General features: G+C 61.7%; 15 protein-coding genes. 7 read left to right on the top strand and 8 right to left on the bottom strand.

All coding sequences use genetic code 11. From position 1 onward, the window contains the following. Nucleotides 1-32: 32 nt before the first annotated feature. Both GRH90_RS13955 and GRH90_RS13950 read left to right on the top strand, forming a co-directional pair. The gene (locus GRH90_RS13955) at nt 33-1109 is read left to right on the top strand and encodes a DUF1615 domain-containing protein (protein ID WP_162366650.1); all 1077 of its coding nucleotides are present in this window, start codon (nt 33-35) and stop codon (nt 1107-1109) included. A 175-nt stretch (nt 1110-1284) separates the two neighbouring features. Continuing rightward, entirely contained in the window at nt 1285-1812 is a 528-nt protein-coding gene (locus GRH90_RS13950) for a DUF1993 domain-containing protein (protein WP_162366562.1), read from the top strand. A 156-nt stretch (nt 1813-1968) separates the two neighbouring features. Here the strand turns inward: GRH90_RS13950 and bhsA (GRH90_RS13945) are convergent, their stop codons facing one another. Together bhsA (GRH90_RS13945) and bhsA (GRH90_RS13940) are read right to left on the bottom strand one after the other, a co-directional pair. Beyond that, the gene (bhsA, locus tag GRH90_RS13945) at nt 1969-2226 is read right to left on the bottom strand and encodes a multiple stress resistance protein BhsA (RefSeq protein ID WP_162366561.1); all 258 of its coding nucleotides are present in this window, start codon (nt 2224-2226) and stop codon (nt 1969-1971) included. Nucleotides 2227-2453: 227 nt separating this feature from the next. Beyond that, nucleotides 2454-2711: a multiple stress resistance protein BhsA gene (gene bhsA, locus GRH90_RS13940; RefSeq protein ID WP_162366560.1), complete on the bottom strand. Its 258-nt coding sequence runs from the start codon at nt 2709-2711 to the stop codon at nt 2454-2456. Nucleotides 2712-3009: 298 nt separating this feature from the next. Here bhsA (GRH90_RS13940) and GRH90_RS13935 point away from each other — a divergent pair, with 298 nt between their 5' ends. Continuing rightward, nucleotides 3010-3666, top strand: a complete 657-nt coding sequence (locus tag GRH90_RS13935; RefSeq protein ID WP_162366559.1) for a TetR/AcrR family transcriptional regulator — start codon at nt 3010-3012, stop codon at nt 3664-3666. Nucleotides 3667-3680: 14 nt separating this feature from the next. On the opposite strand, the gene GRH90_RS13930 is transcribed toward GRH90_RS13935, so the two are convergent. The 5 genes from GRH90_RS13930 to GRH90_RS13910 are packed head-to-tail and all read right to left on the bottom strand — an operon-like array spanning nt 3681 to nt 8391. Continuing rightward, complete coding sequence (locus GRH90_RS13930; RefSeq protein ID WP_162366558.1) at nt 3681-3899, bottom strand: hypothetical protein; 219 nt, start codon at nt 3897-3899, stop codon at nt 3681-3683. Nucleotides 3900-3956: 57 nt separating this feature from the next. Beyond that, a complete protein-coding gene (gene dhbA / locus GRH90_RS13925; RefSeq protein WP_162366557.1) occupies nt 3957-4715 on the bottom strand; it encodes a 2,3-dihydro-2,3-dihydroxybenzoate dehydrogenase in 759 nt (252 codons plus the stop codon). Continuing rightward, complete coding sequence (locus tag GRH90_RS13920; RefSeq protein ID WP_162366556.1) at nt 4712-5569, bottom strand: isochorismatase family protein; 858 nt, start codon at nt 5567-5569, stop codon at nt 4712-4714. The genes dhbA and GRH90_RS13920 overlap by 4 nt, the downstream gene beginning before the upstream one ends. 4 nt (nt 5570-5573) lie before the next feature. Continuing rightward, nucleotides 5574-7202 carry a (2,3-dihydroxybenzoyl)adenylate synthase gene (locus tag GRH90_RS13915; protein ID WP_162366555.1) on the bottom strand — a complete coding sequence of 543 codons (1629 nt, stop codon included), beginning with the start codon at nt 7200-7202 and terminating at the stop codon, nt 5574-5576. 16 nt (nt 7203-7218) lie between these two features. Then, nucleotides 7219-8391, bottom strand: coding sequence for an isochorismate synthase (locus tag GRH90_RS13910; protein WP_312857187.1), 1173 nt, complete (start codon nt 8389-8391; stop codon nt 7219-7221). Nucleotides 8392-8593: 202 nt separating this feature from the next. Between GRH90_RS13910 and fepB the strand changes: the two genes are divergently transcribed. After that, nucleotides 8594-9577, top strand: coding sequence for a Fe2+-enterobactin ABC transporter substrate-binding protein (gene fepB / locus GRH90_RS13905; RefSeq protein ID WP_162366553.1), 984 nt, complete (start codon nt 8594-8596; stop codon nt 9575-9577). A 13-nt stretch (nt 9578-9590) separates the two neighbouring features. On the opposite strand, the gene entS is transcribed toward fepB, so the two are convergent. Continuing rightward, nucleotides 9591-10844, bottom strand: a complete 1254-nt coding sequence (gene entS, locus GRH90_RS13900) for an enterobactin transporter EntS (RefSeq protein ID WP_162366552.1) — start codon at nt 10842-10844, stop codon at nt 9591-9593. A gap of 130 nt (nt 10845-10974) precedes the next feature. Between entS and fepD the strand changes: the two genes are divergently transcribed. From fepD to GRH90_RS13885, 3 genes are read left to right on the top strand one after another with little or no spacing between them, the layout of a single operon-like run. Next, complete coding sequence (fepD, locus tag GRH90_RS13895; protein WP_162366551.1) at nt 10975-11964, top strand: Fe(3+)-siderophore ABC transporter permease; 990 nt, start codon at nt 10975-10977, stop codon at nt 11962-11964. Next, nucleotides 11961-12962 (top strand): iron-enterobactin ABC transporter permease, encoded by a 1002-nt coding sequence (gene fepG, locus GRH90_RS13890; RefSeq protein WP_162366550.1) that lies wholly within the window; start codon nt 11961-11963, stop codon nt 12960-12962. The genes fepD and fepG overlap by 4 nt, the downstream gene beginning before the upstream one ends. Next, nucleotides 12959-13762, top strand: a complete 804-nt coding sequence (locus tag GRH90_RS13885) for an ATP-binding cassette domain-containing protein (RefSeq protein WP_162366549.1) — start codon at nt 12959-12961, stop codon at nt 13760-13762. Before fepG ends, GRH90_RS13885 begins: the two co-directional genes overlap by 4 nt. Nucleotides 13763-13765 lie beyond the last annotated feature (3 nt).

Here is a 13765-nt window from a genome sequence, read left to right as displayed (position 1 = left end):
CGGTATCGCCGCCGCGCCGGAGCCGGCAATGGATGGGCATCGCCCTGCTGCTGGCCCTGGCCGGCTGCGGCACCCAACAACACCAGGGCGCCGCCACACGCCAGCCCGCCGAGGCGCAGGCGCAAATCGCGCGTCTTTTGCCGCCCAATACCACCGATCGCGCGGGCTGGGCCAAGGATATCTATACGGCGTTCAACGCCCGGAATATCGACCCCAATACGGAGAATATCTGTTCGGTACTGGCCGTGGCCCAGCAGGAATCCGGCCTGCAGGCCGACGCGCCGGTGCCGGGATTGGGCAAGATCGCCTGGGATGAAATCGACCGCCGCGCCGCCCAGGCGCATATCCCGGCCATCGTGGTCCATGCCGCGCTGCATATCAACTCGCCTAACGGCAAGACCTATAGCGAACGCCTGGACAACGCGCGCAGCGAAAAAGAGCTGAGCGCCATCTTCGAGGACTTCATCGGTATGGTGCCGATGGGGCAAAAACTGTTTGGCAATCTCAATCCGGTGCATACCGGCGGGCCGATGCAGGTCAGCATTGCCTTCGCCGCCGGGCACGCCGACGGTTATCCCTACCCCGTCGAGGGTTCGATCCGTCACGAGGTGTTCAGCCGTCGCGGCGGCATGTACTTTGGCATTGTGCATTTACTCGGTTACCCGACCCATTATCCCCGGCAGATATTCCGCTTTGCCGATTTCAACGCCGGCTGGTACGCCAGCCGCAACGCCGCGTTCCAGAATGCCGTCAGCCGCGCCACCGGCAAGAAGCTGGCGCTTGACGGCGACCTGGTAAACTATGGTTCGGATGCGGCGGGCGCCACGGAGCTGGCTATACGGTCGCTCGGCAAACGGTTGGATATGAGCGACGCGGCCATCCGCCGGGCGCTGGTTAAAGGCGAACGGCTGGATTTCGAGGAGACGGATCTTTACCGGCGCGTATACGCCCTGGCGGATAAAACCCAGGACCAGCCGCTGCCGCGCGCCGTGCTGCCGGGCATTACCCTGGAAAGTCCGAAAATTACCCGCCGGCTGACCACCGCCTGGTTTGCCAAACGGGTCGACGAACGGCGCCTGGATTGCCTGGCGCGGGCAAGGAATAACTGAGGCGTCCCGCCCGCGGCGATCTGGTCCCCATTACCAATGGCTACCGGGTCAACACATTTCATAGCAATCGTTAAAAAAACATTGACGTGCCGGAAGCCGCGTCCTAAGTTGATGGCGGGCAGGACCACCGGCCCGCTGTCTACCCTTATATCAGATAACGATGAGAAGACTGAACATGGCTAATCCGGCACAATACGACCTGACCTACTATCAAGCCTCGATCCCGGTATTTATCCGGGCGCTTAACAATCTGTCCGCGCTGCTGCGTAAAGCGGTCGCCTTTACCGCCGAGCAGGGTATTGATGAATCCCAGTGGGTGAATGCCCGCCTGGCGCCCGATATGTTCAGCCTGGCACGGCAGGTGCAGTCGGCCAGCGATGCGGCGAAATCCTGCGCGGCGCGTTTATCGGGCGGTGAAATACCCAGTTTTCCCGATACCGAAACGACCTTTGCGCAATTGCAGCAACGAATCGACAAAACCATCGCCTATCTCAACAGCCTGCCCCAGGACCTGTTTGCCCACGCGGGTGAAAGGCCGATTGTGATGAATATGCGCGGCACAGCTAAAACCTTCAGCGGTTATGATTATTTATTCCGCCTGGCGTTGCCCAATCTGTTTTTCCATATCACCACGGCCTACGACATCCTGCGTAACCAAGGCCTGGCTATTGGTAAAAGCGATTATCTCGGATCTTTTGAATAATAGATTTTGACATCGCCTTTGCGCGCGATGACGGCGGGTAAAATGGATTTTATCCAGTCCAATTAGCGCCGTGACAATGCGGGAATAACGTCAAGCGGGCGTTAAATATAACAAGAACGGAAGGCCGCCATGGGCGGCACTCCTGTTCTATGTCGATTATTCATAAATTACCGCGGTGCCGTGCAGATTATTATGGCCGGAGGTCGAGGTAATCTGGAATGATTTGGCGCCGGACTGCGCGGCTTTATCGGCCAGTTGGCTTTCCAGCGAGGACAGGCTGCCGCCGCCGGTGGCGGAAATTACCCCTACCTGCCGCTGGTCGGCCGGTGCGGAATCAACCAGGTCGGCGGCAAAACTACCGAAAGAAACGACGCTCAGGGCGATGGCGGCTACTGCGTATTTTACATTTTTCATGATAATTGACTCTCTATAATCTGGTGTAATATCGTTTTCACTGTTCGCGGGCTTGCTGACGCCCACGCATAATTGCTTAATTAACGACTGGCCGTGTTATTTGCATCGGATCTATTTATATATAATAAATGTGATATCGAATAACCAAATTGCTCGCTCGATACCCTTTCCGGATAATTTCCGGCCCGACGGGCGCGGGGTTCAAATACCCCGCTGCACCTTGATACTTATTGATAAATTACCGCAGTGCCGTGCAGATTATTCTGGCCGGAAGCCGAGGTAATCTGGAACGATTTGGCGCCGGACTGCGCGGCTTTGTCGGCCAGTTGGCTTTCCAGCGAGGACAGGTTGCTGCCGCCGGTGGCGGAAATTACCCCTACCTGCCGCTGGTTGGCCGGTGCGGAATTAACCAGGTCGGCGGCAAAACTACCGAAAGAGACGACGCTCAGGGCGATGGCGGCTACTGCGTATTTTACGTTTTTCATGATGTATGCTCTCTTTAAAAGTTAATCAGGATTTTGTCTGCGGCGTTAATTTCTTAACGTTCGATAACTAAATGCTACCCTCTGTATTCATTCCGATCAACTCTTTTTTATTATCGATCGTTAATTTAATACTTAAGGTACTGATTATGCCTAGATTAAAGTCTTCTTTTTTGTTTTATCCCTCGTCCTGACGACCTGGCCGGGCGCTGGATGCCCCGGTTGCCCACGTGGTGCTTGTAATTTTATTAATGATCATTAATTATATACTGACACGACAACATCAATAAGAGAGGATTTTATGGACACACATCCGCCTGCGTGTGTCAAAACGACCAAAGGGCCGGGACGGCCAAAGCTGTTCGACCGGGAAAATGCCCTGGACAAAGCGCTGGTGCTGTTCTGGCGTCATGGTTATGAAGCCACCTCCATGTCGGATCTGGTCGCGGCGACCGGCGCCAAGGCACCGACGCTGTACACTGAGTTCGGCAATAAAGAGGGGCTGTTCCGCGCCGCCGCCGAGCGTTATATCGAGCTGTTCGCCGAGCGGGGTAAAAACCTGTTGGCCGATACTGCCCGCCCGGTGGCCGGGGTTCTGTGGGATTACCTGCGCGATGCGGCGGCGATGTTCACCGACGACGCCCTGCCCGCGGGCTGCTTTTTGATCTGTACCTCGGCGGCGCTGTCTTCGTCTTCTAACGACGTGGCGCTGATGCTGCGCGCCCGCCACCATCGGCAGGAAGATCTGCTGCTGGCGTTTTTCCGCCAGCGGCAGGCGATGGGGGAGCTGCCCGGGGATATGGACGCGGCGGGGCTGGCCAAGAACCTGGTCTGCGCGCTGCACGGCATGTCGGTGCAAGCCCGCGAAGGGGCCAGTCGTGACGATCTCCACGCCATCGCGGCAACCTGGATGACGGTATGGCCGGCGCTTGCGTTGCCCAAAGGCCCAACCGCCTGAATGTCCACAAAGGCTTAAAGCGTGGATGGCGGGTAGGCCATGCCGATGGCGCGCGCGGCGTCCATTTGCTCAAGGTGGATCGGCAGGATACGGGCACGAATACTTTCGGCGGTATAGGCGCCGGCGTTAACCGCAAATGCCGGCTTCGCCGCCAGCAGACGGTTATCCAATGGGCTGAGCAGGCTTATCAGTAACGGGCTGCCGGCCCGGCTGGCGCTGAAAACGGCGCCCATACCCATCAGGCCAAAGGGTCGGGCGCCCTGGAGGATATCCCCCGCCTTTACCGCCGTTCATGCGGCAAGCGTCGCGCCGCCGTCGATAACGATATCCTGCATTGTAATATGGCCGGCATGTTCGGAAGCGAGGAACAGCACCGCGGCGGCAATCTCCTGCGGGCGGGCAATTTTACCCAGCGGGATGCCAAGCTTAAACCGATCGGGGAAACCGGCGATGGTCTGCTGCTCCGCCCCGGCGGACTGCCACATGCCGCGCTGCATCGGCGTATCGGTCGAGCCGGGCGAAACCAGGTTGCAACGCACGCCGAACGGCGCCATTTCCAGCCCGACGGTCATGCACAGGCTCTTCAGCGCCGCTTTCGAGGCGCAGTAGGCCGACATGTCCACGCGCGGCACGTGCGCGGCGTTCGAGGCGATGCTGACAATGGCTCCGGCCCGCTGGCGGCGGAACACCGGCAGGGTATGGCGAAACAGGTTGAACGCGCCGCCGGCGTTGATCGCCATGCAGTCCTGCCAGTCCCGGAGGTCCAGGCTATCGGTGGCGCCCATGCGCAGGATGCCGGCGCCGTTAACCAAAACGTCCAGCCGTGGGTTTTCCTCCAGCAGGGACTGGCAAACCCGCCCGACCTCCGACGCATCGGCGATATCCAGCAGTTGGGTGCGAAACGGGTAGCCGTCGCCGGCAAACCGCCGGTCCAGCCCCACCACATCGGCCCCGGCCTCGGCAAACTCCAGCGCCGTCCGGTAACCAATGCCCTGCCCCGCGCCGGTGATCCAGACGCGCTTACCGCTAAAATCCAGGCTGATAGTCATGCGTTATGCTCCGGAGCCAGCAGTTTCCACCAGGCGTGAATGGTCGGTTCCCGGGCCAGCGCGACAAAATCAAGCCCCGCGCGCGCCTGCCGCCAGCGGGTGGCCAGCGTCATGATGCGCACCGAATCGAGGCCGTAGTCGATCAGGTTTTCATCATCGCCCAGATCCTCGCTATCATCATCGAGCATCGGCAGGATCTGCGCGCGCAGCTGCGCCTTGCTGACCGGCACCGGCAGCAAATCGGCGGTCATCAGCACGCGCCCGCAGCGGCCGGCGGCATAACGCAGGGCCATCAGATGCTCATCGCGGGTAAAATCCGCCAGGGCGTCCGCCACCAGCAGTGGTTTGATATTGCGCATAAAAGCGTCGGTGGCGGTCATCAGGCAGCCGATATGCGCGTATACGCCGCAGATAATCAGCTGGTTACGGCCGCGCTCGGTCAGGATTTCCTCCAGCGGCGAGCGATGGAACGCGCTATAACGCCATTTGACCAGCACCAGGTCGTCGGTATCGGGCGTCAGGGCGGCGACCACCGCCTGCTGTTCGGGATGCTGGTTTAACCCCGGTCCCCACATATCGTTTAACAGCCCGCGATCCTCATCGCTCTGCCGCGCCGGCTGGGCGGTGTAAAACACCGGGATGCCCTGTGATTTACAGTAGCGGCGCAGGGCGGCGATATTCTCCACCAGCCGGTTGACCAGCGCGCTGTCCTCGCCCCAGAAATTGAGGAAATAGTCCTGCATGTCATGGATAAGCAATGCCGCGCGCTGCGGTTCAAAGGCCCAGTTTACCTTGTTGGCGGGCAATTCCGCCGGTGTCGGCATCGCATAGGAAACCAGTTTCGGGATGGCCATCGGTTTATTCTCCTGCGGCGGGGGTGGTAGTGGAGGCGTCAATCAGCTGGCGCAGCCGTTTTTTATCAACCTTGCCCACCGGCGTCAGCGGCAATTCGTCAACCCGTTCAAAACGGTCGGGTAACTTGAACTCCGCCACGCCCAGTTGGCGAAGATGGCGGCGCAAGACCACCGGTTTGATATCCTGCGACGTGACGATATAGGCGCAGCTCTTTTCGCCAATCATTTCGTCGGCCATCGATACCAAGGCCACGTTCACCACGTGCGGATGGCGCAGCAGTAAATTTTCCACCTCTTCAGCGGCGATCTTTTCCCCGCCGCGGTTGATCTGATCTTTCTCGCGCCCCTGGACTTTCAGGTAGCCGTCCGGGGTCAGCTCAACCAAATCGCCGGAACAATAAAACCCGTCGGCGTCAAACGCCTCGGCATTGTGCTCCGGGCTTTGGTAATAACCGCGGAAGGTATAAGGCCCGCGCGTCATCAGGCGCCCGACCTGGCCCGGCGGCAGCGGATTACCCTGCCCGTCGGCCACCCAGACCTCATCATCCGGCGACATCGGGCGTCCCTGGGTGGTAAACATATGCTCGTCGTCATCGTCCAGCCGGGTGTAGTTCACCAGCCCCTCGGCCATGCCGAATACCTGCTGCAGCCGGCAGCCCAGCTCCGCCGGTATGCGGGCGGCCAGGGTTTCGCCGAGCTTGGCGCCGCCGACCTGTAATAACCGCAGGCTGGCCAGTTGCCCGCGGTCGCCCCACTGCTCCATGGCCTGCAGCCACAGCGTCACGGCGGGCGGCACCAGTCCGGTGACCGTGATCTTATGTTGCGCTATCAGCGGGAAACAGACATTGGCGCTCGGATCATTAGCCAGCACCACGCTGCCGCCGCCGTAAAATACCCCCAGCGCCCCCGGTGAGCTCAGCGGATAATTATGCGCCGCCGGCAGCGCGCACAGGTAACGGGTATCCCGGTCAAAACGGCAAACTTCCACGCTGACGCGGATACTGTAGTAATAGTCGTTATGAGTGCGCGGGATCAGCTTCGGCGTGCCGGTGCTGCCGCCGGAAAGCTGGAAAAAAGCCACTTCATCGGCGGGCGTGGGCGTGGCGATGAAATAGCCCGGCGCTTCGTCGAACAAATGCGCCAAACCAGATTCCGGCGCGGCGTCATTGCGCATCGCCACCACCCGAAGCGACGGATGCAGTTGCCGCAGTTCCCCGATAAACGCATCATCCGTAAACAGCGCATGATGCCTGTCGGCAATCAGCAGCGCCGGTTTGATTTGCTCCGCGTAGGCGTTCAGTTCGCTGCGCTGGTGGCTAAACAGCGCATTGACCGGCGCCACGCCTATTTTCAGCAGGGCAAACAGCACCAGGTAAAATTCAGCCACATTGCCCAGCTGCACCAGCGCGGTATCCCCCGCCGCCAGTCCCCGGCGCGCAAGCGCCGCGGCCAGCCGGTCGGTTAACCGATCAATATCGCGATAGCTCAGGCGGCGATCGCCGCAGACCACCGCCAGCGCGTCGCTGTCTTTACGGCGGTCGATAATATCGGTGAGGGGCACATCCAGCCAGTATCCCTTGGCGCGGTAGCGGGCCGCAAATTCATCCGGCCAACGGTTAAACGTTATGCTCATCATCTCTCCTGTTCTTTTAGTGCAATCCGAACGCGCTCAGCATGGTGTTGAGCTTTACGCCGGTTTCGCGCCATTCCGATTCGGGCGTGGAGGCGGGCACGATCCCCGCCCCGGCAAACAACCTGACCTGGTTGCCCGCCACCCGGGCGCAGCGGATGGTGACCACCCATTCGCCATTGCCCTCCTCATCGCACCAACCCACCATGCCGCCGAACAGATCGCGATCAAAGGGTTCCAGGGTCCGGATTAACCGGCGCGCGCGGTCGGTCGGGGCGCCGCACAGCGCGGGAGTGGGATGCAGCAGGCAGGCCAACGACAGGGCATTGACCTCGGGGTCCGCCACGTCGCCGTCGATGGCCGTGGCCAAATGCCACAGGGTGGGCGTATTGACCAGTCCGGGCTCGGAAGGCACGTTTAAACCCTCGCTGTACGGCGACAGCACCTCGCGCATCTGATCAATGACCAACTGATGCTCATAACGGTCCTTGGCTGAATCCAGCAATTGACGACCGGCGGCGGCATCCCGATCAGGCTCGGCATCGCGCCGGGCGGAACCCGCCAGCGGCGTGGAGTAAAAGCGGCGGCCGATCTTGCGCAGCAGCAGTTCGGGGCTGGCGCCAAGCAAGGCGCCGTCGTCCAGGGGCACATGAAAATTATAACTGGCGGGATTTTGGGCGACGATCCGCCGCATCAGCGCCGCGGTATCCACCGGCTCGCGGGTGGTAATATCCAGCAGGCGCGACAGCACCACTTTACTCAAACGCTGCTGCCCGGTCGCCTCGACCGCCTGCGCCACCATGCGCCGAAAGTCATGTTCCAACGGACGCTCGACTTTTTCAATCACCTGCGGCAGCGCGCCGCCGCGCACGTTCCGGCCCTGCAAAAACGTCTGGCGATCGAACCCATGGCTGCTTTGCGGGATAAACAGCGACGGGGGCCGGTCGGCGTCAAACGGAATGGCGCCCACCACTACCGGCCGTTCAATACCGGCATTCCTGGCGCGCCTGAACGCGTGGCGCAGTTCCCGCTGGAACATGCCTTCCCGCTGATGCCCCGAACCCGCGGGGGTTTCAATGGCGCAAAAACGCCCTTGGGTAACGAAGCTGCGATAGGGCGACATGAAGAAAAATCCGTTTATAATGGCATCCGCGTCGCCTGGTGATGTCTGTCGTAACAATGAAAATTCCACGTGGCGGTCTCCGCTATTGACAAATGATAAACACAATAATAATTATTATCATTTGTATTGTTAGTCATTAAACTACGTCGTAGAATCTGCCGTGTCAATAAACGTAAATCGCGTTTTACCGCTCACGGGTGGTTTTTGTCGCCCATCTTCCGTAATGTTGATGCATATCAAACATGCACTCTTATCCCAGGAATTTTCAGATATGACCACTGCACAATCCCGGCGTCGATCCGCCCTGAATTGGCTCGCCCTGGCGGCGCTTTCCTGCCTGCTGGCGGCCCCGCTGCGCGCCGCCGAGAGCGGCTGGCCGCGACAGGTGGCGGGCACCCGCGGCGCCATTACCCTTGAGCGCGCGCCGCAACGCATTGTGTCCACCAGCGTCACCCTCACCGGCACGCTGTTGGCCATCGGCGCGCCGGTGGTTGCCAGCGGCGCCACCACGCCAAACAACCGGGTGGCCGACGAGCAGGGCTTTTTCCGCCAATGGGCCGGCGTGGCCAAACAACGCGGGGTCCGGCGCCTCTATATCGGCGAGCCGGATGCCGAGGCCATCGCCGGCCAGAACCCCGATCTGATTATTATTGCCGCCACCGGCGGCGATTCCGCCCTGCGCCTGTACGATCAGCTGTCCCCGCTGGCGCCGACGCTGGTGGTCAACTATGACGATAAAAGCTGGCAGGATCTGGCTCGTGAGCTCGGACAGGCAACCGGCCACGAGGCCCAGGCGCTTGCTATCATCACCCAGTTCGATGTCCGCCAGCAGGCGCTGAAACAACGGCTGGCGTTGCCGCCGCAGCCGGTATCCGCCCTGGTTTACCAACCGGACGGCAAAGCCGCCAACCTGTGGACCGCCGATTCGTCCCAGGGCCAGCTGCTGCGCCAGCTGGGTTTCCAGCTTGCCGAACCGCCCAAAAGCCTTTCCGGCGGGCAAAGCATGGGCAAGCGCAAGGATATCGTCCAACTGTCCGGCGAAAATCTGGCGACCGGGCTGAACGGGCAAACCTTCCTGCTGTTTGCCAACGATGACGCCAATGCCCGGGCGTTATTGGCCAACCCGTTCCTGGCGCATCTGCCGGCGGTGCAAAACCACCGGGTCTACGCCCTCGGCAACGATACCTTCCGTCTTGATTACTACAGCGCCAGCAATGTGCTGGCCCGTCTGGAACAGCTGTTCGTTAAACCCTGATCTTTCCCCGTCCCTAGCGGGCGGGGTTTTCCACTGCGCCATCCTTGTCCATATCCACGGCGCGCAGACCGCGCAGCGCCAACGCCGGCAGTATCCCGGCCAGGGCCGCCGCCAGGGCGAACGCGGCGGCGGCCAGCCCCGGCGGCATCAGGGTGCCCAAGCCGCCCAGCACCAGCGCCCCCAGCGCGTCGCCGGTGACGTTCTGCGCGGTCCACAGGCCGTTGATCCGGCCCAGCAGATGATCCGGCGTCAGTTTTTGTATCAGCGCATATTGCAACAGCGAATTGATGGCGCTGAAATAACCAAATCCCACCAGGCAGAGCAGCGCCAGGGCGAAAAACGGCGCCAGGCTGAACACCGCGACGGTAATAAACGCCGCAACGGCGGTGGCCAGCAGCATCCAGCCCGGTCGCGCCGTGGCGGCAACCCGGCCGCTGGTAAACGCGGCTATCGCCGCGCCCAGGGGCACCGCCGAATACATTAACCCCAGCCGGGCGGCGTTGATATGCCAGCTGACCGCCAACGCCGGATAAAGCACCCGCACCGCGCTGGTCATGGTTAGCAGGGCGCCGATCAGCGCTACCAAACCGATGGTTTTATGCTGGAACAGGTAGGTTACCCCCCCCGCCAGCGAGCGCAACGGATGCTCCTTGGGCTGGGGCGGCGGCGCGAGCCTGGGCAACCGGAGCAGCGGCAACAGCGTTAACAGCGTGCCGAACGCCGCCAGGCCGTAGTTCCAGGCCACGCCGCCGGAGGCGATGATCAGGCCGCCCACCGCCGGCGATAAAATAGCGCCGAAGCGTACGGTAAGCATGCTGATGGCCCCCGCCTGCATGACATTTTCCCGCCCGACCAGCGCCGGCGTGGCGGCCAGCAACGCCGTGACGCCCACCGCGCCAAAAAAACCATCCCATACCGCCAGCAGGTAAATCGCGAAAAGCGACGGCGCCGGCAGCAGCGCATTGATGCACAGGCCGATAAACCCCACCCCGCAGGTGGAGCGGGCAAACAGGATAAGCCCGCGCCGCTCGTGGCGATCCGCCATGACCCCGCCGGCCAGCAGGCCGACGAACATGCCGCCGCCCGCCAACGTCACCGCCAGCCCCACCCGCAGGGTAGACCCCGTCATGGCCTGTATCTGCACCGGCACCGCCACCGCCAGCATGCCGAGCGCCAGGATGGATAAAAAACGCGCCAGGAAAATCGCCCGGAACGCGGGATGGGTTTTGAGCAGGCTGATATCGAGCATGAAAGAGGGTTTTTGCATAAGGCGTTGACTACTCGGAATTCGCCGCTATTGGACGCTGCAATAATGGAAGCAGTCATGCTATCATAAGTAGTTGCGAGTAATAACGATAATAAATATCATTATCATATAATTTATGGTCTAGTCTTTTATGCGCCATTATTACGGATTGCTATTTGTTAGTGTACTGTTGGCATTGTTGATGGCGGCCAGCTTATTTATCGGCGCCAAAACCATTCCCTCCGACCAGGTATTGCCCGCGCTGACCGGCGCATGCCGCAGTCCGGATTGCATTATCATCCTTAACAGCCGCCTGCCGCGTATGCTGGCCGGGCTGCTGGCCGGTATCGCCCTCGGCCTGTCCGGCGCCCTGATGCAAACCCTGACCCGCAATCCGCTGGCCGATCCCGGCATTCTCGGCGTTAACGCCGGCGCGGGTTTTGCCGTGGTGTTGGGCATCACCTTTTTTGGCGCCGGCTCCATCGATCGCTATCTCTGGTTTGCGTTTGCCGGCGCGCTGGCCGCCGCCCTGCTGGTGGCGTTAATCGGCGCGGTGGGCGGCGGACGGTTGAATCCCATTCGTTTAACCCTGGCGGGCGTGGCCCTGGGCGCGGTGCTGGACGGCATGGCCTCCGGCATTTCACTGCTTAATCCGCTGGTCTACGACCAACTGCGTTTCTGGCAGGCCGGTACGCTGGATATCCGCAGCATGGCGGTGGTGAAAGCGGTGATCTGGCCCATCGTGCTGGGCACCGGCCTGACGCTGTGGCTGACGCGGGCGCTGAATACCCTGAGCATGGGCAGCGAGCTGGCGACGGCGCTGGGCTCGCGGGTGGGCGTAACCCAGCTTCTCGGGCTGGCGGCCATCACCTTGTTATGCGGCGCGGCCACGGCGCTGGTCGGACCTATTGCTTTTGTCGGGCTGATGATGCCGCATATTGCGCGCTGGATTACCGGCCCGGACCACCGTTGGCTGATGCCCTGGACATTGCTGCTCACGCCGCTGCTGCTGCTGGGCAGCGATATGATCGGCCGGGTGATTGTGCCCGGCGAGCTGCGCGTATCGGTTATCACCGCGCTACTCGGCGCGCCGGTGCTGATCGCCCTGGTGCGCCGCCACCGGATGATCAGCCGGCTATGATGGTAAACCGGCGGTCCCGGGCCAGGGTTATCGTCGCTACCGGCGTTTTGCTGCTCGCATGCCTTACGCTGGCGATTTACGGCCTTGGCGCCGGTTCGCTGCCGCTCTCCGCCGCCCAGGTGGTGGACGCCTTGCGCGGCGCGGAGGCGCACAATATCCAGGTTATCGTGACGCAATGGCGGCTGCCCCGGGTGGCGATGGCGTTACTGCTGGGCGCGGCGCTTGGCGCCAGCGGTGCCATTTTTCAATCATTAATGCGTAATCCGCTCGGCAGTCCCGATGTCATGGGCTTTAATACCGGCGCGCACAGCGCCGTACTGATAGCCATTGTCCTGTTCAGCAGCAGCTACCTGGGCATTACCGGCGCGGCGCTGGCCGGCGGACTGGCGACCGCCGCCGTGGTCTACCTGCTGGCCTGGCGCAACGGCATCCAGACCTTTCGGCTGATCATCGTCGGCATCGCCATCCGCGCCCTGCTGGTGTCGCTTAATACCTGGCTGGTGGTCAGCGCCTCGCTGGAGTCCGCGCTGACCGTCGGGCTATGGAGATCCGGATCGCTTAACGGCATGACCTGGGCAAAATGCCTGCCGGTGTCCGTGCCGATCGCCATGGCGTTCTTCCTGGCCCTGGCGCTGTCCCGCCGCATGCGGCTATTGGAAATGGGCGATGACGCCGCCTGCGCGCTCGGCGTGCCGGTGGAAAAATCGCGCCTGGGCCTGATGCTGGCGGGCGTGGCGCTGACCGCCGCCGCCACGGCCGCCGCCGGCCCCATATCCTTTATCGCCCTGGTGGCGCCGCAGATATCGCGCCGGCTGGCGGGCACCCAGACCCTGCTTATTCCCCTGGCCGCGCTGACCGGCGCGCTGCTGCTGCTGGCGGCCGATCTCGTCGCCCAGCGCATGTTTATCCCTCATCAGCTTCCCGTCGGGGTGGTTACCGTCAGCATCGGCGGCATCTATCTGATCGGTCTATTAATCCGGGAGTCGCGAAAAAAATGAGCGCCGTTAACCCGTCGTCCGACCGTCTGCGGGCGGAACATCTTACGCTCGGCTATGATAAAAAAATCATCGTCCGCGATCTGTCCATTGCTATACCCGATGGCGAACTGACGGTGATAATAGGGCCAAACGCCTGCGGGAAATCGACCTTGCTGCGCACGCTAAGCCGCCTGATGCGCCCGAACCAGGGCACCGTATGGCTTGACGGCCGGGAGATCGGCAGTTACGCCACCAAGGAAGTGGCGCGGCGGCTGGGATTATTGCCGCAAAGCTCCAGCGCGCCCGGGGATATTACGGTGGGCGATCTGGTGGCGCGCGGGCGCTATCCCCACCAATCACTGTTAAGCCGCTGGAGTGAGCGGGATGAACAGGCGGTGCTGGAGGCGATGCGGGCCACCGGCGTCGGCGAACTGGCGGGACGGTCGGTGGATACCTTGTCCGGCGGACAGCGCCAGCGGGTGTGGATAGCCATGGTGCTGGCGCAGCAAACGCCGCTGCTGCTGCTGGACGAACCCACCACCTGGCTGGATATTGCCCACCAGATAGATCTGCTGGAGCTGATGCGCGACCTGAACCGCAACGGCGGCCATACGCTGGTGGTGGTGCTGCACGATCTTAACCATGCGTGCCGCTACGCCACCCATCTGGTGGCCATGCGCGACGGCCGTATCCTGGCCCAGGGCGCGCCCGGGGATATCGTTACCGCCGAGCTGGTGGAACAGGTGTTCGGCCTGCGCTGCATGATCATCGACGATCCCGTGTCCCATACGCCGATGATCGTGCCGCTGGGCCGGAGCTGACGC

The organism is Acerihabitans arboris, assembly GCF_010131535.1.
Classification (GTDB): domain Bacteria; phylum Pseudomonadota; class Gammaproteobacteria; order Enterobacterales; family Enterobacteriaceae; genus Acerihabitans; species Acerihabitans arboris.
This window is presented reverse-complemented; position numbering and strand designations above follow the sequence as displayed.